Source organism: Umezawaea sp. (assembly GCF_057122925.1).
This window is the reverse complement of the sequence record NZ_DBNGPQ010000001.1, coordinates 1-20,549: the sequence shown is the minus strand read 5'-3', so window position 1 is coordinate 20,549 and position 20,549 is coordinate 1. Positions and strand designations below refer to the sequence as shown.

General features: G+C 74.5%; 11 protein-coding genes. 5 read left to right on the top strand and 6 right to left on the bottom strand.

Going from position 1 to position 20,549, the window contains the following annotated elements:
- Positions 1 to 74 precede the first annotated feature (74 nt).
- On the top strand, positions 75 to 572 hold the full coding sequence (locus AC156L_RS00055; protein WP_330878896.1) for an SRPBCC family protein: 498 nt from the start codon (positions 75 to 77) through the stop codon (positions 570 to 572).
- A complete protein-coding gene (locus AC156L_RS00050) occupies positions 569 to 1,417 on the top strand; it encodes a helix-turn-helix domain-containing protein (RefSeq protein ID WP_330878895.1) in 849 nt (282 codons plus the stop codon). The genes AC156L_RS00055 and AC156L_RS00050 overlap by 4 nt, the downstream gene beginning before the upstream one ends.
- 52 nt (positions 1,418 to 1,469) lie before the next feature.
- Here the strand turns inward: AC156L_RS00050 and dpgD are convergent, their stop codons facing one another.
- The 6 genes from dpgD to dpgA are packed head-to-tail and all read right to left on the bottom strand — an operon-like array spanning position 1,470 to position 8,550.
- Complete coding sequence (dpgD, locus tag AC156L_RS00045) at positions 1,470 to 2,267, bottom strand: enoyl-CoA-hydratase DpgD (protein WP_330878894.1); 798 nt, start codon at positions 2,265 to 2,267, stop codon at positions 1,470 to 1,472.
- 9 nt (positions 2,268 to 2,276) lie between these two features.
- Positions 2,277 to 3,701 (bottom strand): aldehyde dehydrogenase family protein, encoded by a 1,425-nt coding sequence (locus tag AC156L_RS00040; protein WP_330878893.1) that lies wholly within the window; start codon positions 3,699 to 3,701, stop codon positions 2,277 to 2,279.
- The gene (locus tag AC156L_RS00035) at positions 3,698 to 5,344 is read right to left on the bottom strand and encodes a thiamine pyrophosphate-binding protein (RefSeq protein WP_330878892.1); all 1,647 of its coding nucleotides are present in this window, start codon (positions 5,342 to 5,344) and stop codon (positions 3,698 to 3,700) included. Before AC156L_RS00035 ends, AC156L_RS00040 begins: the two co-directional genes overlap by 4 nt.
- Positions 5,341 to 6,699 (bottom strand): (3,5-dihydroxyphenyl)acetyl-CoA 1,2-dioxygenase DpgC, encoded by a 1,359-nt coding sequence (gene dpgC, locus AC156L_RS00030; RefSeq protein ID WP_330878891.1) that lies wholly within the window; start codon positions 6,697 to 6,699, stop codon positions 5,341 to 5,343. Before dpgC ends, AC156L_RS00035 begins: the two co-directional genes overlap by 4 nt.
- The gene (dpgB, locus tag AC156L_RS00025) at positions 6,696 to 7,394 is read right to left on the bottom strand and encodes an enoyl-CoA-hydratase DpgB (RefSeq protein ID WP_330878890.1); all 699 of its coding nucleotides are present in this window, start codon (positions 7,392 to 7,394) and stop codon (positions 6,696 to 6,698) included. The genes dpgC and dpgB overlap by 4 nt, the downstream gene beginning before the upstream one ends.
- Positions 7,395 to 7,425: 31 nt before the next feature.
- Positions 7,426 to 8,550, bottom strand: a complete 1,125-nt coding sequence (gene dpgA / locus AC156L_RS00020; protein WP_330878889.1) for a 3,5-dihydroxyphenylacetyl-CoA synthase DpgA — start codon at positions 8,548 to 8,550, stop codon at positions 7,426 to 7,428.
- Between the two features lie 271 nt (positions 8,551 to 8,821).
- Here dpgA and AC156L_RS00015 point away from each other — a divergent pair, with 271 nt between their 5' ends.
- From AC156L_RS00015 to AC156L_RS00005, 3 genes are all read left to right on the top strand, one after another.
- Positions 8,822 to 9,382, top strand: a complete 561-nt coding sequence (locus tag AC156L_RS00015; protein ID WP_330878888.1) for a hypothetical protein — start codon at positions 8,822 to 8,824, stop codon at positions 9,380 to 9,382.
- A gap of 114 nt (positions 9,383 to 9,496) precedes the next feature.
- Positions 9,497 to 15,781 carry a type I polyketide synthase gene (locus AC156L_RS00010; protein WP_330878887.1) on the top strand — a complete coding sequence of 2,095 codons (6,285 nt, stop codon included), beginning with the start codon at positions 9,497 to 9,499 and terminating at the stop codon, positions 15,779 to 15,781.
- A 46-nt stretch (positions 15,782 to 15,827) separates the two neighbouring features.
- Positions 15,828 to 20,549: beta-ketoacyl synthase N-terminal-like domain-containing protein (locus tag AC156L_RS00005; RefSeq protein WP_484406500.1), on the top strand; the 4,722-nt coding region annotated here is incomplete at its 3' end.

Here is a 20,549-nt window from a genome sequence, read left to right as displayed (position 1 = left end):
CGGAAGGCGGCACGGCGAAGGTATGTACTGACAGGTGTCTGCCTCGGGCGGGCGCGGGCCGCGATGCTCGTGGCATGACGAAGAACAGCGTTCCGATCACCGTTTTCGCCCGTACGACGTCCAGCCCCGCCCACACCCACCGGGTGGTCGTGCCGATCGACCTCCCCCTGGTGTTCAAGGCGTGGGGGCCGTTCCCCGGTGTCGCGGAGGTGCGCGACCAGACCGGCGCCTGGGACCGGCCGGGGACCTCGCGCCAGACCTGGTTCACCGACGGTTCCAAGGCCGACGAGCGGCTCACCGAGGTCGTGGACGGGCACGGGTTCGCCTACGAGCTCAGCGGGTTCACCAACGTGCTGGCCAAGCTGGTCTCCGGGGTGCGCGGCGAGTGGTCGTTCCTGCCCGACGGCACCGGCACGTCGATCCGGTGGACCTACGACTTCCGCCCGCTGCCCGGCCGCCGCTGGATCGTCGCCGGGCCGTTCAAGCCGCTCTGGACCCGCTACATGCGGGCAGCGCTCGCCCGGATGGTGACCGTGGTGCAGGGTGCGTCGGGTGCGACCATGGAGGGGTGAGCGACCTGAGCTTCGGTGCCCTGGTGCGCGGGTGGCGCGACCGCCTCGACCCGGCTGACGCTGGCTACGCCCGGTCGGCGCGCAGGCGCGCCCCCGGCCTGCGCCGCGAGGAGCTCGCCGAGCTCGCCGGTCTTTCCCACGAGTACGTGCTGCGGCTGGAGCAGGGCCGGGCGACCAACCCGTCCGTCCAGGTGGTCTCGGCCCTGGCCCGCGCGCTGCGGCTCTCGCCTGCCGAACGCGACCAGCTCTTCCGCGCCGCGGGTCTGCTCGCGCCCCGCGACCAGACCGTCGGCACCCACGTGCCGCCGAGCATCCGCCGCCTCGTCGACCGCCTCGGGGACCTCCCGATCGGCGTGTTCGCCGCTGACTGGAGCCTGCTGCGGTGGAACGACATGTGGACGGCCCTGCACGGCGATCCGTCCGGTCTGCCGCCCGCCGAGCGCAACCTGGCCCGCGCCCTCTTCGGCACGGGCGAGGGCCGCTGGCACCTGCGCCCGGTCACCTCGACGGCCGGACCGTACGCGTTCGAGACCGCGATCGTCGCGGACCTGCGCGAAGCGGTCTCGCGCTACCCGGCCGACCCGGAGCTGGCGGCGCTCGTGGACGGTTTGCGGGCGGCCTCGCCCTTCTTCGGTGAGCTGTGGTCGGTGGCGGGCATGGGACAGCTCACCGGCGACCTCAAGACGATCAGCCACCCCGAGCTGGGTGACGTCACCCTGGACTGCGACGTGCTGACCGTGCCCGGTGTCGACCTGCGCATCGTCACCTACACGGCGGCCGGGGGAACCAGCGGTGCCGACCAGCTCGACCTCCTGCGCGCGTCCCGGCTCAGCGAGGCCCGCTGACGATCGAGCCGCCGCGGGAACCGGGCGGGCGACACGGTCCCACCCGGTCACGTCAGCGGGCCTGCCAGCGGGGCTCGCGCTTCTCCGCGAACGCTCGCGGGCCCTCGACGGCGTCCTCGCTGTGCATCCGCCGCTCCTCCCACTCGTACCTGGTCGCGAACGCGTCCCGCAGCGGCATCGTCACGGACGCGTGCGCGGCCTCCTTGATGGCGCGGACGGCGAGCGGGGCGCAGCGCAGGAGGTCGGCCACCCACGCGTCGACCGCGCCGTCCAGTTCGGACGGTGGCACGACCTCGTTGACCAGCCCCAGTTCGTACGCGCGGGTGGCGGTCAGGTCGCGGCCGGTCATCAGGTGGCCCAGGGCGGTGCGGAACGGGAGCTGGCGGGTGAGCCGGAACACCCCGCCCGCCCCCGCCACGAGCCCCAGCTTGGCCTCCGGCAGTCCGAACGTGGTGCGGTCGCTGGCGACGACGACGTCGCACGCCAGCGCGAGTTCGAACCCGCCGCCGAGCGCGTAGCCGTCGACCCGCGCGACCACCGGCTTGGTCAGCCAGAACCGCTCGGTGAGCCGCGGCCACCCCGGTTTGCCCCTGCTGCCGAACGTGCTCGGCCGCGCGGTGCCGTTCTCGTCGCGGTCGGCCAGTTCCCGGAGGTCCTGGCCGACGGAGAACGCGCGGTCGCCCGCACCGGTCAGCACCGCAACCCACAGGTCGTCGTCCTGCTCGAACTCGTCCCAGACCTCGCCCAGCTCCTCGTGCATCCGCAGGTTCATCGCGTTCAGCACGGCCGGGCGGTTCAGGGTCACGTGGGCGACGTGCCCGATCTTCTCGAAGTCCACCGTGGACGGCATCCGGTCTCCTCAGAACAGCGACGGGATCGGCTCGGCCCGCACGGTCAGCCACTGCCACTGGGTGAACTCGTCCCAGCTCTGCCCGGCGCCGTGCCTGCTGCCGTTGCCCGACGCGCCCCGGCCGCCGAACGGCACGAACGCGTTGTCGGAGATCGTCTCGCCGTTGACGTGCACCATGCCCGTGGCGAGCCGGTCCGCCAGGGCGAGCCCGCGGTCGACCGACCCGGTCCACACGGCCGCGACCAGCCCGTACTCGGTGCGGTTCGCCACCTCGACGGCCTCGTCCTCGTCCTCCACCACGATCACCGGGGCGACCGGGCCGAAGACCTCCTCGGTGAACGCGGGCATGTCGGCGGTGACCCCGGTCAGCACGGTCGGCCGGTAGAACGGGCCGTCGTGCGTGCCGCCGGTCCGCACCACCGCGCCCGCCGCCACCGTGTCGCGGACGATCCCGTCCACCCGCTCCAGCTGGGCCGGGGTGATCAGCGGTCCCAGCGCCACGTCGGCGCGCCACGGGTCGCCGACGACGAGCTTCTCCGCCCGCCGGACCAGCCGGTCCACGTACTCGTCGGCCACCTCCCGCAGCACCACGTGCCTGCCCGCCGCCATGCACACCTGGCCCTGGTGGAAGAACGAGCTCATCGCGCCAGCCGAACTCGCCAGGTCGAGGTCCGCGTCGTCCAGCACGACCAGCGCGTTGTTGCCGCCCAGTTCCAGCGACACCCGCTTCAGCGCGCCGCCCGCCTCGGCGCCGATCCGCCTGCCGACCGCGGTCGACCCGGTGAACGCGATCATCCGCACGTCCGGGTGCCCGGTCAGCGCCCGGCCCGCCTCGGCGTCGCCCGAGACGACCCGCAGCACACCGTCGGGCAGACCGGCCCGCTCGAACAGCGCGGCCAGCACGTGGCCGCCGGACACGTGCGTGTTCGGGTCGGGCTTGAGCACGACGGCGTTGCCCAGGGCGAGCGCGGGCGCCACCGCGCGCACGCCCAGCAGCAGCGGCACGTTCCACGGGCTGATGACCCCGACGACCCCGAGCGGCACCCGCCGCCCGAAGCTCCGCCTGCCCGACGGGTCCGCGAACAGCTCGCCGTGCGGCTGCGTGGGCAGCGACGCCGCCACCCACAGCTCGTCGAGCACGGAAGCGACCTCGCCCGCGGCCTTGGCCCGGATGGAGCCGGACTCCCGCACGATCCACTCGACGACCTCGTCGGTGTGCTCCTCCAGCACCCGCGCGGCCCGGCGCAGCACGGCGGCGCGCTCGACGGGGGACGTCGCGGCCCACGCGGGGTGCGCCGCGGCGGCCTCGGCCACCGCGGCGCGCACGTCGTCGGGGTCGGACAGCGCCACGCCGCCGAGCACCTCGCCGGTCGCGGGCTCGACCACGGCGCGGGTGTCCGGCCCGGCCGCGGTGGGGGTGACCAGGCGCGTCATTCGGCTGCTCCTCGGGGATGTCCGGTGATGGGCACTTCGACCAGCAGCGGCGCGGTCCGCTGCCCCGCCTTCGCGACGACCTCGACCAGCTCGGCGGCGTCGGCGACGCGGACGGCGTCCACGCCGAAGAACCCGGCCGCCACCGTGAAGTCCAGGCGGCCGAGGTCGAGACCGGGGTACTCGCCCGCCCTGGTGGCGCGGCTGCCCCAGGAGTCCAGCGTCTCCTTCAGGGTGCGGTACTCGCCGTTGTTCATCACGACGAACGTCACGGGCACGCCGTACCGCGCGGCGCTCCACAGCCCCTGCAACCCGAACAGCGTGCAGCCGTCGCCGAGGACGGCGACCACCGGGCGGGTGGGGTCGCCCATCCTGGTGCCGACGGCCGCGCCGATGCCGGAGCCGAGCCCGCCACCGACGGTGTGCACGTAGGAGCGCGGCCGGTCCTGGCGCAGCACGGACCTCAGGTGCACGCCGGTCGTGATGGCCTCCTCGACCACCACCGCGTCCGCGGGCAGCCCGGCCGCGACCGCGTGCGCGGCGGCGAGCGGGCTCAGGGGCGCGGGCCCGTACTCCGCCAGCGCCGCCCGGTCGACCTCGGCGCGGCGGGCCCGCACCCGTGCGCCGATCACCGCGGTCCGCTCGGCCGCTCCGGTCGGCGCGCCCGCCAGCTTCCGCACCAGCGCGTCCACCGTGGACCTGATGTCGCCGGTGAGGCCCAGCTCCACCGGGAAGTTCCGCCCCAGCTCGGCGCGGTCCGGGTCGAGCTGGAGCACGCGGGTGCCCTCGGGAACGGGAGAACCGGGCGTGTAGTGGTGCGCCATGAACGCGTGGCACCCCACGATGAACACCAGGTCGTGCCCGGCCAGCGCCTCGCGGATGCGCGCGTAGACCGGGGGCAGGCCGCCCGCGTGGAGGGGGTGCGAGGTCGGGAAGTCGATCCCGTCCGCCATCGGCTGGGAGAACACCGTGGCGCCCAGGGCCTCGGCGAGCGCCACCAGTTCGGCGACCGCGCCGTCGCGGCCCACCCCGTCACCCGCCACGATCGCCGGGTCGCGCGCCCCGGCCAGCAGCGCCGCCGCCTCGTCCAGCGAGGACGCGGCGCCCTGCGGCGCGATCACCGACCTCGCGGGCAGGTCCACGTCGACGTCCTCGGCCAGCAGGTCCATCGGGATCGACAGGAACACCGGCCCCGCGGGCGGCCGCACGGCCAGCGCGAACGCCCGGCGCAGCAGCAGCGGCAGGTCGTGCGCGTGCTGCACGTCGAACACGTGCTTCACCGCGGGCCTGGCCAGGCCGACCAGGTCACCGGAGAGCATCGGGTCGTGCACCAGGTGCCTGCGGTCCTGCTGGCCCGCGGTCACCACCAGCGGGGTCCGCGACCGGCTGGCGTTGAGCAGGCCGACGAGCCCGTTCGCCAGCCCGGCCGCCACGTGCAGGTTGAGGAACGCGGGCCGCCCGGTCGCGCGGGCGTAGCCGTCGGCCATCGCGACGACCGACCCCTCCTGGACGCCGAGCACGTAGTCGAGGTCGTCGGCGTCGACCAGCGCGTCGACCAGCGGCAGCTCGGTGGTGCCGGGGTTGCCGAAGACCTTGGTCACGCCCTCCTCCCGCAGCACGGCCAGCAGCGCGTCGACGGGTTTCACCGCGTCCCCTCCCCGGACCAGGACCGCCCGACCTTGGCGATCACGTCCTGGCTGTAGAGCCGCAACCCCTGGGCGAGCGCGAAGTCCGCCATGTACTCGCGGAACCGGTCGGCGGACTCGTCCGCGAGGTTCAGCATCCTGCGGTTGGCGACGACCGCCGCGTTGTCGAGGGCCCGCGCGCCGCGCTCCAGGGCCGCCCCGACCTGATCCGGTTCCACGACCTCGTCGCAGACGAACCGGGCCTCCGGTTCGCCCGCCCGGATCGTCCGCCCGCCCAAGATCACCTGCCTGGCGAGCCTGCCACCGGTCAGCTCGCCGATCCGCAGGTTGCCCGCGCCCGGCACGATGCCCTCCTGCGCGGCGGGCAGGCTGAAGAACGCGTCGGCCCCCGCGACCACCTTGTCGAACACCATCAGCAGCTGCATCCCGCCGCCGATCGCGAAGGTGTCGACGGCGGCGACCCACGGCTTCTCCGCCGTCCGCCGCGGCCAGGTCAGCGGGCTGTCCTCCAGGACGAGCCCGCGCTTGAGCTTGTTGATGAACCCCAGTTCGCGGCGCAGCAGGAAGTCGACGTAGGAGATCCGCCCCTGGTGCAGGTGCTTGAGGTTGATGCCCGCGCTGAACACCCTCCTGCCCCGGTACCTCGGGTGCGTCATCTCGCTGCCCCGCAGCGTCCCCACGCGCACGTCGTCGTCGAGCAGCACCAGGTCGACCGCCGTCTCCAGGTCCTCGACGAGCGCGTTGTCCTCGGCGTTGAGGCAGTGCTCGTTGTGGATGGTCAGGTGCGCCACGCCGTCGTGCCGCAGCACCCGGACGGTGCCCAGGTCCAGTTCGTCGACGCGCCCGAACTCCGCCAGCAGCCCGAGGGCGCGGGGGGTGGGGCGGCGCATCGCGTCCAGCAGGTGCGCGCCCACGTCGGGCAGGCGGAGCAGCTCGCTGAAGAAGACCGCCTGGTCGATCTCCCGGCCTTCCTTGTGCGCCTGGGGGAACCGCAGCTCCTCGGCGAGCTGCTCCGGACCGGGCACGAGACCCGGCACCAGTTCCGCCGCGCGCGCCACCAGCTCGTCCAGCCTCAGGTGGAGGGTGCGGTGGTCGGTCAGCTCGTCGTAGACCGCGGTCGCGTTGGCGCGCAGGAAACCCGCGCGCGACCAGCGGCTCGCGCGGTGCACCGCGTCCGCGACCCGCCGCTGGTCGGGGGAGCGGTCCGGTGCCGGACCGAGCGCGGCGAGCAGTTCCTCACCCCGGTCGAGGTGACGCCGCAGCGCCGCGGCGTCGGTGGCCGGGTCCCCGGTCGGGGAGGGGGACCCGGCCACCCAGCGCTCGACGTCGGTGTCCACCGCGCTGTCCGCCGTCATCGCGCGCTCTCCCCGCTCGCCCGTCGCAGGGTCCGGTCGCACGCCGCCAGGTGCGTGCCCAGCGCGTCCTCGAAGCTCGTGGTCGTCGCGTCCATCAGGAGCCTGCGCCGGATGGCCAGCTCCGTCCCGGCGAGGCCGCGGGCCAGCGCCGTCTGCGCCTCGACGGCGAAGTCGACGTCCTCGGTCAGCTCGTCGAGGATCCCCAGCTCCACCGCGCGGCGACCGGTGATCGCGGAGCCGAACAGCACGAGGTGGCGCGCCCTGGCGACGCCGAGCTGGTTCGCCAGCCGGTGCACCACCATGCCGGGCCACGGCTCGCCCGCCGCGACCGGCAGCGCGAGCCGCAGGCCCGGCGTGCCGATCCGGTAGTCGCACGACAGCAGCGCCTCCAGCGCCACCCCGGAGCAGTCGCCGTCGGCCACCGCGATGGTGACCGCGGCGAGCCGCTCCAGCCTGCGCAGCGCCCGCTCCCACTTGTTGACCAGGTGGACGCCGACGTCGCCCGGTCCACCGCCGTCGTTCGGCGAACCACCCAGCCGCAGCACGACCGCGGTGTCCGCGGCCGTGTCCTCCACGTTGTCGCACAGCTCCTCGACCGACGCGATCAGCGACGGCGACAGCACCCATCCGCTGTCGATGTCGAGGTAGAAGTCCGCGCGGTCGCCCAGATCGGACCGCGTACCGCCTGAAGACAATTCCCCACCACCTTGCCCGGCCCTCGCCGGATCAGTACCGCAGCAGCGCCGTCTCGATGGTCGAGCCGGGCCCCATCGTCATGAAGATCCCGTAGTCGCCCGGCTCGACCACGCCCTCCTGGAGCAGCCGCTCGTAGGAGAAGAGGAACGAGCCGCTCGACAGGTTCCCGTAGTCGCGCAGCACACCGGTGGTGTGCCGGACGTCGTGCCGGGTGAGGCCGAGGTTGACCATCACCGAGTCGACGACCTTCTTCCCGCCCGAGTGCACGATCCAGTGCGAGATGTCGCTGGGGCGCACACCCGTGCCCGCGAGCAGGCGGTCGAACACGACCTCCGCGTGGGCGCCCACCACGTAGGGCACCTCGCGGTCCAGGAAGAAGCTGAACTTGCCCTGCTCGTCGTCCCAGTCGTAGCGCATCGCGTCCACGGCCTCGGGGATGATGCAGCTCGCGAACTTGAGGATCGTGGGCCCCGGCTTCTCGCCGCCCTCCTCCGCCAGGAGCGCCACCGCGCCGGAGCCGTCGCCGAACAGGCTGTTCACCACCGAGGTGCGCATCGAGCCGTCGAACACGTAGGCCGCCGAGCACGCCTCCGCGCACACCATCACGGCCAGCTCGCCGGGGTGGGCGCTGGCCCAGCCCGCCACCGCGTTGAGGCCGTTGAGGCCCGCGTTGCACCCCATCCCGACCACGTCGAGCCTGCTGGTGTCCGGGCGCAGGCCCAGCTGCTTGATCAGCAGGGCGCTGAAGCCGGGCGTCAGGAAGCCGGTCGTGGTGACGCAGCACAGGTAGCGCACGTCGTCGAGCGTCGCGTCGGCCTGCTTGAGGCACGCCTGGAGCGCTCGCGCGCCCATGTCGATGCCGTCCTCGCGGTGCTTGCGGAGCAGTTCGCCCTGCGTCTCGGTCGACCGGGTGCCGTCGGGCAGTTCCGGCGGCAGGTGCAGGAACCGGCGGTCGATCGCGCTGTTCAGGAAGACCGACCGGATCCGGGGGTCCTCGACCTTGAAGATGTCCAGCACTTCCTGCTGCGTGTAGGAGAACGGCGGCGTGGCCGTGCCCACGCCGACGACCTTCGGCTTGACGTGCACGGGCCGGTCGTCGAGTACGACGCCCGAGGCGACGGGGTCACCGTCGATGCGAAGCAGTGTTCGGGTCATGTCCCACCCCGATCGGAAAGTTGCCGGATTTGTAACGTTTCGTGCCTGAACGGCGAACCGCTGCCGGGCGCGGCACAATCCACACCCACCGGACGGACCGTACCGAAAAAGAGCGTCGGACTGTTGTCGATCCTGTGTGAATAAGAGTTTTTTCGCGCAGTAGGGGTTGGTAGGGGTGGTCTAGGGGGACCTCTCGGAGAATGAGGGGTGAGGTGTTGGGGGAGTGCCAAGTAGCTTTCGGTCGGGACTCGAACGATCGTAAGGATTCGTAATGAACAAAATGCAGGTACGAGTGGGGACGGCCTTCGTCTCGGCGGTGGCGGCAGCGGCGGCCAGCGTCGTGCTGATCGGCCCGGCGGGTGCCGACGTCCAGGCGACGAGCTCCGCGGTCTACTCGTGCACCGAGCCGCCGTTCCCGGCGGGCGACAGCACGTGGAACCTCACGATCACGGCGCCGAAGTACGCGAACCTCTTCGACCCGATCCCGCTGGCCGTGGTGCTGGAGCCCGCGAGGCCCACGCCGGTGGAGATACCGGCCAACGGCGTCAAGGGCACCGTCGCCATCAGGGTCACGGGTCCGGAGAGCCGGGTCGTCACCGCCACGGGGCTCACCAACCCCACCGCGGTGCCGGTCGGCGAGCTGGCCGTCCTCACCGGCGGCAAGGCGACCGTCATCCCCGAGAAGACCGGGGTCTACAAGTTCACGCCCGCCTCGTTCGAATTGCGGACGTGGATGGACACGGTGCTCGCGTGCGTTCCGAAGGACGAACCTTCGGTCGCCGCGCAGACCAAGGTGATCGGCACCACTCCGACCGTGCCGCCCACGCCCTAACCCTTTCATTCTCACTGGGGTGGTGAATGCCACTTCGACTTCCGCGAGTGAAGTCGAAGTGGCCTCATCGCGCTGGTGGAACGTTTCTCCGCCTCGCTGACAAAAGGTGTTGGAATGCAGCAGGAAGAAAAGGTCGTCCAGTACCTCAAGAAAGTGACCGCCGATCTGCACCGGGCGCGTCAGCGGGTGCGCGAGCTGGAGGCGGTCGAGACCGAGCCGATCGCGGTCGTCGGCATGGCCTGCCGGTTCGCCGGTGGCGTGCGGACGCCGGACGACCTCTGGCGCCTGCTCGAATCCGGCGGTGACGCCGTCGGCGGCTTCCCGACCGACCGCGGCTGGGACCTCGACGCGGTCTACGACCCGGACCCCGCGCACGCGGGCACGTCCTACACCCGCGAAGGCGGCTTCCTGCGCGACGCGGGGGCGTTCGACGCCGGGTTCTTCGGGATCTCGCCGCGCGAGGCGCTGGCGATGGACCCGCAGCAGCGCGTCCTGCTGGAGACCTCGTGGGAGGCGCTGGAGCAGGCGGGCATCGACCCGGCCTCGCTGCGCGGCAGCCGGACCGGGGTCTTCGCGGGCACCAACGGCCAGGACTACGCGGGGCTGGTGAACGCCGCCGCGGAGGACCTGGGCGGCTACGTCGGCACCGGCAACTCCGCGAGCGTGCTGTCCGGCCGGATCTCCTACTCGTTCGGCTTCGAGGGCCCGGCCGTCACCGTCGACACGGCGTGCTCGGCGTCGCTGGTGGCCGTGCACCTCGCGACCCGGTCCCTGCGCGCGGGCGAGTGCGGGCTCGCGCTCGCGAGCGGCGTGACCGTCATGGCCACGCCCGGCGCGTTCATCGACTTCAGCCGTCAGCGCGGCCTCGCCGCCGACGGCCGCTGCAAGGCCTTCGCCGAGGCCGCCGACGGCACGGGCTGGGGCGAGGGCGTCGGCGTCCTGGTGCTGGAACGGCTCTCGGACGCCCGGCGCAACGGCCACCGCGTGCTCGCGGTGATCCGCGGCAGCGCGGTCAACCAGGACGGCGCGAGCAGCGGGCTCACCGCGCCCAACGGACCGTCGCAGGAGCGCGTGATCCGCCAGGCGCTCGCCGACGCGCGCCTGGAGCCCGGTGACGTCGACGCCGTCGAGGCGCACGGCACCGGCACGAAGCTCGGCGACCCCATCGAGGCGCAGGCGCTGCTCGCCACCTACGGCCGCGACCGCGAGACCCCGCTGTGGCTGGGGTCGGTGAAGTCCAACATCGGGCACACGCAGGCCGCCGCGGGCGTGGCGGGCGTGATCAAGATGGTGCAGGCGCTGCGGCACGGCGTGCTGCCCAGGACGCTGCACGTCGACCGGCCCACCTCGCACGTGGACTGGACGGCGGGCGCCGTCGAGGTGCTGGTCGACGCCCGACCGTGGGACCGGGGCGACCGCCCCCGCCGCGCGGGGATCTCCGCGTTCGGCGTCAGCGGCACCAACGCGCACGTCGTGATCGAGGAGGCCGAGGAACCGCCTGCCGACGCCGACCCCGCGACCGCCCCGGCCGTGCTGCCCTGGGTGTTCTCCGCCGCGTCGCGGGAAGCCCTGCGGGAGCGGGCCGGGCAGCTCGTGTCGCGGGTGGACGGTCAGGACGTCGAGGCGCTGGACGTCGCCCGGTCGCTGGTGCTGTCGCGGTCGACGTTCGCGCACCGGGCCGTGGTGGTGGGCCGCGGCTTCGCCGCGCTGCTCGACGGCGCGCGGTCCCTGGCCCGCGACGAGCCCGCCGCCGCCGTGGCGCGCGGCGAGGCCGTGCGCGGCGACGACCGCGTGGTGTTCGTCTTCCCCGGCCAGGGGTCGCAGTGGCCGGGCATGGCGGTGGACCTGCTGGCCTCCGCACCCGTCTTCGCCGACCGGATGGCCGAGTGCGCGCTCGCGCTGGCGCCGTTCGTCGACTGGTCGCTGCTCGACGTCCTCGCCGACGCCGAGGCGCTGGAGCGGGTCGACGTCGTGCAGCCCGTGCTGTGGGCCGTCATGGTGTCGCTCGCGGAGCTCTGGCGCTCCTACGGCGTCGAGCCCGCCGCGGTGGTCGGCCACTCCCAGGGCGAGATCGCCGCCGCCTGCGTCGCGGGCGCGCTGTCGCTGGACGACGCCGCGCGCGTCGTCGCCCTGCGGTCCCAGGCGATCCTCGCGCTCTCCGGCACCGGCGGCATGGTGTCGGTGGCGCTGCCCGCCGACGACGTGCGCGCGCTGACCGCGCGGTACGCGGGGCTGTCGGTGGCGGCCGTCAACGGTCCGGCGGCGACCGTGGTGTCCGGTGACGTCGCGGCGCTGGACGCGCTGCTGGCCGTGTGCGAGGCCGACGGCGTGCGCGCCCGGCGGCTGCCGGTGGACTACGCGTCGCACTCGGTGCACGTGGAGGCGCTGCGCGAGCGGCTGGCCGAGGTGCTGGCGCCCGTCGTGCCGCGCCGCGCCGACGTGCCGTTCTACTCCACGGTCGAGCAGCGCTACGTCGACCCGACGTCGCTGGACGCCGAGTACTGGTACCGGAACCTGCGGCAGACCGTCTGGCTGGAGCCCGCGGTGCGCACGCTGACCGAGGACGGCGTCGGCGCGTTCCTGGAGGTGAGCCCGCACCCCGTGCTGACCACGGCGGTGCAGGACACCGTGGAGTCGGCCGACGGGCTCGCGGTGGTCGGCGGCTCGCTGCGGCGCGACGACGGGGGCCTGAGCCGGTTCCTGCTGTCGGCGGCCGAGCTGTGGACGCGGGGCGTGCGCGTCTCGTGGTGCCCGCTGGTCGAGGCGGGCCGACCGGTGGACCTGCCGACGTACCCCTTCCAGCGGCAGGACTTCTGGGTCACCGCCGCCACCGGGACCGGTGACGTCACCGCGGCGGGGCTCGGCACGACCGGGCACCCGCTGCTCGCCGCGGCGGTCGAACTGGCCGACACCGACGAGGTGCTGCTGACCGGCAGGCTCTCGACGGGCTCGCACCCGTGGCTGGCCGACCACGAGGTGCACGACGCCGTCCTGCTGCCCGGCACGGCCTTCCTCGACCTGGCCGTGCGCGCGGGCGACGAGACCGGCTGCGACCTGGTCGAGGAGCTGACCCTGGAGGCGCCGCTCGTGCTGCGGGCCGCCGCCGCGCACCGGGTCCAGGTGCGGGTGTCCGCGCCGGACGCCGCAGGCCGCAGGCCGGTGTCCGTGCACAGCCGCTCCGACGACGCCGACGGGTGGACGCGGCACGCGAGCGGTGTGCTCGCGACGGCCCCGGCCCCCGCCGGGGACGACCTGGCCGAGTGGCCGCCGGTCGGCGCCTCGCCGGTCGCGGTCGACTCCCTGTACGACGGCCTCTCCGCGCGCGGCCTCGGCTACGGGCCGCTGTTCCGGGGGGTGCGGGCGGCGTGGCGGCGCGACGGGGACGTCTTCGCCGAGGTCGCGCTGCCGGAGGGCGCCGACGTCGACGGCTTCGGCGTCCACCCCGCCCTGCTCGACGCGTGCCTGCACGCGCTCGGCCTCGGCGACCTGCTGCCCGACGACGGCCAGGCGCTGCTCCCGTTCTCCTGGAACGGGGTCCGGGTGTTCGCCGCGGGCGCGTCCGCGCTGCGGGTCCGGCTCTCGCGCGCCGGGGACCACGTCTCGCTGCTGGCGGCCGACGCCACCGGTGCGCCGGTGGTCGCGGTCGACTCCCTGGTCCTGCGCCCGGCCGCGGCCCGGCAGGCGGACGGGGTGTTCGACTCGCTGCACCGGGTGGCCTGGACGCCGCTGGCCGCGCCGGAGGAGCCGACGGCCACCGACGACTGGGCCGTCCTCGGCGCGGGCGACGGCGTGACGAAGGCGCTCGCCGCGCGCCGCTCGACCTTCCTCGACCTCGCCGAGCTGGTCGCGGCCGTCGACGCGGGCGCTCCCGTGCCCGGCACCGTGCTCGCGCCGTTCGTCGCGGACGCGCCGGTCGACGCCGCCACCGCGACCCTGTCGGCCGTGCGCCTGCTCCAGGGCTGGCTCGCCGACACCCGGTTCGCGGGCTCGCGGCTGGTGCTGGTGACCAGCGGGGCCATCGGCGCACTGCCCGGCGAGGACGTGCCGGACCTGGCGCACGCCGCGGTGTGGGGGCTCGTGCGCTCGGCGCAGTCGGAGAACCCGGACCGGTTCGTGCTGCTGGACCTCGACGACGCGGCCTCCGCCGACGTGGTGCCGTCCGCGCTGGCGACCGGCGAACCGCAGCTCGCGGTGCGGTTCGGCCGGGTGCGCGCGGCCCGGCTGGCGAAGGCGGTGGCGGGCGGTTCGCTGGTGCTGCCCGACGACCGCACGCCGTGGCGGCTCGACGCGGGCACCAGGGGCACGCTGGAGGACCTGCGGCCGGTGCCCGCCCCCGACTCGACGCTCCCCCTGGCAGCCGGGGAGGTCCGGGTCGCGATCCGGGCGGCGGGCGTGAACTTCCGCGACGCGCTGATCTCCCTCGGCATGTACCCGGACCGGGCGCTGCTGGGCAGCGAGGCGGCCGGTGTCGTGGTGGAGGTCGGCGACGGCGTGGACTCCCCGCGCGTCGGCGACCGGGTGATGGGCCTGTTCCAGGGCGGGTTCGCGCGGTTCGGCGTCTCGGACCACCGGATGCTGACCCCGGTGCCCGCGGGCTGGTCGTTCGTGCGGGCCGCCTCGACGCCGATCGTGTTCCTGACGGCGTTCTACGCGCTGCGGGACCTGGCCGGGCTGCGGTCCGGTGAGTCGGTGCTGGTGCACGCCGCCGCCGGCGGTGTCGGGATGGCGGCGGTGCAGCTCGCTCGGCACTGGGGTGCGGAGGTGTTCGCGACCGCGAGCCCCGGCAAGTGGGACGCGCTGCGCGACCTCGGGCTGGACGACGAGCACCTGGCGTCCTCGCGGGAACTGGGCTTCGCCGCGGGGTTCCCGTCGGTGGACGTGGTGCTGAACTCGCTGGCGCGGGAGTTCGTGGACGAGTCCCTGGGGTTGGTGCGTCCCGGTGGCCGGTTCGTGGAGATGGGCAAGACCGACGTCCGCGACCCAGGGGCGGTGGGCGACGTGCGGTACCGGGCCTTCGACCTCGTCGAGGCCGGACCGGACCGCATCCAGGAGATGCTGCGCGAGATCGTCGGGCTGTTCGAGCGCGACGTGCTGCGACCGCTGCCCGTCCGCACGTGGGACGTGCGGCGGGCACCGGAGGCGCTGCGGTTCGTCAGCCAGGCCAAGCACGTCGGCAAGGTCGTGCTGACCGTGCCGGGCCGGTGGGACGACGGCGGCACGGTGCTGCTCACCGGCGCGACCGGCGTGCTGGGCGGACTGCTCGCCCGCCACCTGGTCACCGAGCACGGCGTGCGCGACCTGCTGCTGCTCAGCCGCAGCGGCCGGGACGGCGCGCCGGGCCTGGCGGAGGAGCTGACGGCCCTCGGCGCACGGGTCGTGGTCACCGCCTGCGACGTCGCGGACCGCGACGCGCTCGCCGCGGTGCTCGCCGGGGTCCCGGCCGACCGGCCGCTGACCGCCGTGGTGCACGCGGCCGGTGTGCTCGACGACGCGACGGTCGAATCGCTGACCGAGGAGCAGGTCACCTCGGTGCTGCGGTCCAAGGTGGACTCGGCGCTCGCGCTGCACGAGCTGACGCGGGACGCGGACCTGTCGGCGTTCGTGCTGTTCTCCTCGGCCGCGGGCACCTTCGGCGGGCCGGGGCAGGGCAACTACGCGGCGGCCAACGTCGTCCTCGACTCGCTGGCGCAGCACCGCCGCGCGCACGACCTGCCCGCGCTGTCCCTCGCGTGGAGCCTGTGGGGCGAGGCCAGCGGCATGACCGGCCACCTCACCGACGCCGACCTCCGGCGGATGGCCAAGGGCGGTGTGGTGCCGCTGTCCAACGAGCTGGGGCTGGCGCTGTTCGACGCCGCGGGACGGCTGGACGAGACCCTGCTGGTGCCTGCCCGGCTGGACACGGCGGCGCTGCGCGCCCAGGCCGACTCCGGTGTCGTGCCGTCGCTGCTGCGCGGCCTCGTCCGGACGACCGCGCGGCGGACCGCCGTCACCGCGGCCGAGCCGGGCGGCGCGTCGCTCGTCGAGCGGCTGGAGCGGCTGGCCGAGCCCGAACGCGACCGCGTGCTGCTGGACCTGGTGCGCTCCAACGCCGCCGCGGTGCTCGGCCACGCGGACAGCGGGACCGTCGGCGCGAACCGGGCGTTCAAGGAACTCGGGTTCGACTCGCTGACCGCGGTGGAGCTGCGCAACCGGCTCAACGGCGCGACCGGGCTGCGGCTGCCCGCCACGGTGATCTTCGACCACCCGAGCCCGGCCGCGCTCGCCGCCCGGCTGCGCGGGGACCTGCTGCCCGAACCGGAGCCCGCGCCCGACGCGGACACCGACGACGGCGCCGACCTGTTCGACGACATGGACGTCGCGAGCCTCGTGCAGCGGGCGCTCGACACGACCGACTCCTGAGCGGGAACCAGAGGACTGGGAACAGATGACTACCTCGAACGAGCAACTGGTCGAAGCGCTCCGGGCGTCGCTGAAGGACAACGAGCGGCTGCGCAGGCAGAGCCGCAAGCTCAGCGAACCCATCGCCATCGTCGCGATGAGCTGCCGGTTCCCCGGCGGCGTCTCCTCACCGGACGAGCTGTGGCGGCTGCTCGTCGACGAGGGCGACGCGGTGTCGGGCTTCCCGACCGACCGGGGCTGGGACCTCGACGGGCTCTACGACGCCGATCCCGAGCGGGCGGGCAAGAGCTACGTCCGCGAGGGCGCGTTCCTGCACGACGCGAGCGCGTTCGACGCGGCGTTCTTCGGGATCTCGCCGCGCGAGGCGCTGGCCATGGACCCGCAGCAGCGGTTGCTGCTGGAGACGTCGTGGGAGGCGCTGGAGCGGGCGGGGATCGACCCGGTGTCGCTGCGGGGCACCAGCACCGGCGTGTTCGCGGGCCTGAGCGGGCACGACTACGCGGCGGCGATGGCGGACGTGCCGGAGTCCGTCGAGGGCCACCTGATCACCGGCAACTCGGCGAGCGTCGTGTCGGGCCGGGTCGCGTTCACCTTCGGGTTCGAGGGGCCGGCCGTCACGGTGGACACGGCGTGCTCGTCGTCGCTGGTGGCGCTGCACCTCGCGGTGCAGTCGCTGCGCCAGGGCGAGTCCTCGCTGGCGCTGGCCGGTGGCGTGATGGTGATGTCGACGCCCGCGCTGTTCGTCGAGTTCAGCCGTCAGCGCGGCCTGGCCGAGGACGGCCGGTGCAAGGCGTTCTCGACGACGGCCGACGGCATGGGCGCGGGTGAGGGCGTCGGCGTGCTGGTGCTGGAGCGGCTGTCGGACGCCCGCCGCAACGGCCACGAGGTGCTGGCCGTGATCCGCGGCTCGGCGGTGAACCAGGACGGCGCGTCGAACGGCCTGACGGCCCCGAACGGCCCGTCGCAGCAGCGCGTCATCAAGGCGGCGCTCGCCAACGCGGGACTGTCCACGTCGGACGTGGACGCCGTGGAGGCGCACGGCACCGGGACGAGGCTCGGCGACCCGATCGAGGCGCAGGCGCTGCTGGCGACCTACGGCCAGGACCGGTCCACGCCGCTGTACCTGGGGTCGGTCAAGTCCAACATCGGGCACTCGCAGGCGGCGGCCGGGGTCGCCGGTGTCATCAAGGTCGTCCTGTCGCTGCGCCACGGGCTGCTGCCCAGGACGCTGCACGTCGACCGGCCGACCACCCACGTCGACTGGTCGGCGGGCGCGGTCGAGCTGCTGACCGAGGCGCGCCCGTGGGAGGCGAACGGGCACCCGCGCCGCGCGGCCGTGTCGTCGTTCGGCATGAGCGGCACCAACGCGCACGTGATCATCGAGGAGGCCGGTCCGGTCGAGTCCGAACCGGCACCGGACGACGGTCCCGCCGTGGTGCCGTGGGTGCTGTCCGCGACCTCGCGCGACGCGCTGCGCGCGCAGGCCGAACGGCTGCTGTCCTCCGTGGGGGGTGAGCGGGAGGTGGACGTCGCGGCCTCGCTCGCGACCACCCGGTCCGCCCTGCCGTTCCGGGCCGTGGTCGTCGGAGCCGACCGCGCCGCACTGGTGTCCGGCCTGACCTCGCTCACCTCCGACGACCCCGCCGTCGTCCACGGCCTCAGCGCCGACGCCCCTCGGGTCGCCTTCGTGTTCCCCGGCCAGGGGTCGCAGTGGGTCGGCATGGGCGTGGAGCTGCTGGAGCACTCACCCGTGTTCGCGGCGCGCATGGCGGAGTGCGCGGCGGCGTTGGCCGAGTTCGTCGACTGGGACCTGATCGCGGCTCTGTCGGACGCGGAGGCGTTGGAGCGGGTCGACGTCGTGCAGCCGGTGCTGTGGGCGGTGATGGTGTCGCTCGCGGAGGTGTGGCGCTCCCACGGCGTCGAACCCTCCGTGGTGGTCGGCCACTCGCAGGGCGAGATCGCCGCCGCCGTGGTGGCCGGTGGTCTGTCGCTGGCCGACGGCGCTCGGGTGGTGGCGCTGCGGTCGCGGGCGATCCTCGGGCTGTCCGGCACCGGCGGCATGGTGTCGGTGGCGCTGCCGGTGGACGGCGTGCGCGAGCTGATCGGCCGGTGGCCGGGACGGCTGTCGGTGGCGGCGGTCAACGGGCCCACGGCGATCGTGGTGTCCGGCGACGCCGAGGCCCTCGACGAGCTGCTGGCGGCCTGCGAGGCCGACGGCGTCCGCGCGCGGCGCGTCCCGGTGGACTACGCGTCGCACTCGGCGCACGTGGAGGCGCTGCGCGGCGAGCTGCTCGACGTGCTCGGGCCGGTGCGCCCGCTCGTGCCGCGCGTGCCGTTCTACTCCACCTCCGACACGGCGTTCGTCGAGTCCGCGGCGCTCGACGCCGAGTACTGGTACCGCAACCTGCGGCAGACGGTTGAGCTGGAGTCGGCGGTGCGGGCGCTGGTGGCCGACGGGGTCGGCGCGTTCGTGGAGATGAGCGCGCACCCGGTGCTGACGGGCGCGGTGCAGGACTCGGCGCCCGCCGCGGTGGTCGCGGGGTCGCTGCGGCGCGGTGAGGGCGGCCTGGAGCGGTTCCTGACCTCGGCGGCGGAGCTGTGGGTGCGCGGTGTCGCGGTCGACTGGACGCCCGCCGTGCGCGGAGGCCGCCGGATCGCGCTGCCGACGTACGCGTTCCAGCGCGAGCGGTTCTGGCTCGACTCCGGCACGGGCACCGGCGACGTGTCCTCGGTCGGCCTGGAGGCCACCGGGCACCCGCTGCTCGGTGGCGCGGTCCGGCTGCCCGAGGGTGACGTGCTGCTGACCGGGCGCCTGTCGACGCGCACGCACGGCTGGCTGGCCGACCACGCCGTGAGCGGCACGGTCCTGCTGCCCGGCACCGCCTTCGTCGAGCTGGCGCTGCGCGCGGGCGACGAGGTCGGTTGCGACCTGCTGGAGGAGCTGACCCTGGAGTCGCCGCTGGTGCTCACCGGCGGCGACGGCGTCCAGGTCCAGCTCCGCCTCGACCCCGAGGACGGCCGCCGCAGGGCGTTCACCGTGCACTCCCGGCCCGACGAGTCCGACGGCGGCTGGACGCGGCACGCGAGCGGCGTGCTCGCCGGGGGCGCGAGCCCGGCCGGGTTCGACCTCGCGCAGTGGCCGCCGCCCGGCGCGGAGGTGGTCCCCACCGACGGCCTGTACGACGACCTGGCCGCGGCGGGCTACGGCTACGGGCCCGCGTTCCGGGGTCTGCGCGCCGCGTGGCGCCGGGGCGACGAGGTGTTCGCCGAGGTCGCGGTCCCGGACGGGGTCGACGTCGCCGGGTTCGGGCTGCACCCGGCCCTGCTGGACGCCGCCCTGCACGTGAACGCCGCCGCCGCGGGCTCCGAGGGCGGGTTGCTGCCGTTCGCGTGGACCGGGATCTCCTTGCACGCCGTGGGCGCGTCGACGCTGCGCGTCCGGCTGCTGCCCGCCGACCCGGAGGGCGTGACCCTGGAGGTCGCGGACGGCGTCGGAGCCCCCGTGGCCACGGTGCGGTCGCTGGTGTCGCGGCCGGTCGCGGTCTCCGGACCCGCGCCCGCGCGGCCGGACTCGCTCTTCCGGGTCGACTGGACGCCGCTCGCCGCCGAGCCCGCCGAGCCGGTCCGGTGGACGGCACTGGCCTCCGTGGAGGACCTGGCCTCCGTCGAGGGCGACGTGGTGGTGCACGCCTGCGCGACCGGCGGCGGCGACGCCGACGCGGTCCGCGCCGCGAGCCACGACGCGCTGCGCCTGCTCCAGGCGTGGCTGGCCGACGAGCGGTTCGCGGACTCCCGGCTCGTCCTGGTGACCCGCGGCGCGGTGAGCACCGAGGTGGCCGAGGACGTCACCGATCTGGCGCAGGCGGCCGTGCGCGGCCTCGTCCGCTCGGCGCAGGCCGAGCACCCCGGCCGGTTCGTGCTGGTCGACGCCGACTCCGGCCCGTCCCACGACGTGCTGTCGGCCGTGCTGGCGACCGACGAGCCCGAGGTCGCGGTGCGCGGCGGCGGCCTGCTCGTGCCCCGGCTGGCCAGGGCCGCCACGAGCGCGGCGCTCACCCCTCCCGCAGGCTCGCCGCTGTGGCGGCTCACGTCCGTCCGCGGCGGCACGCTGGACGGGCTGGAGCTGCTGCCCGTCACCGCCGAACCGCTCGCCGCGACCGACGTGCGGGTGGCGGTCCGGGCGGCGGGCGTGAACTTCCGGGACGTGCTGATCTCCCTGGGGATGTACCCCGGTGCCGCCACCATCGGCGGCGAGGCCGCGGGCGTGGTGCTGGAGGTCGGCGCGGACGTGCGCGACCTCGTGCCGGGCGACCGGGTCACGGGCCTGTTCACCGGCGCGTTCGGCCCCGAGGCGGTCGCCGACCACCGGATGCTGGTCGGCATCCCGGACCACTGGTCGTTCGAGGTCGCGGCGTCCGTGCCGGTGGCCTACCTGACCGCCTACTACGGCCTCGCCGACCTCGGCGGGCTCGCCCCCGGACAGTCGGTGCTGGTGCACGCCGCCGCCGGTGGGGTGGGGATGGCGGCGGTGCAACTCGCTCGGCACTGGGGTGCGGAGGTGTTCGCGACGGCGAGTCCCGGCAAGTGGGGGGTGCTGCGCGAGCTGGGTCTGGATGACGAGCACGTGGCGTCGTCGCGTGATCTGGGGTTCGTGTCGTCGTTCCCGTCGGTGGACGTGGTGCTGAACTCGCTGGCGCGGGAGTTCGTGGACGGCTCGCTGGGGTTGGTGCGTCCCGGTGGCCGGTTCGTGGAGATGGGCAAGACCGAC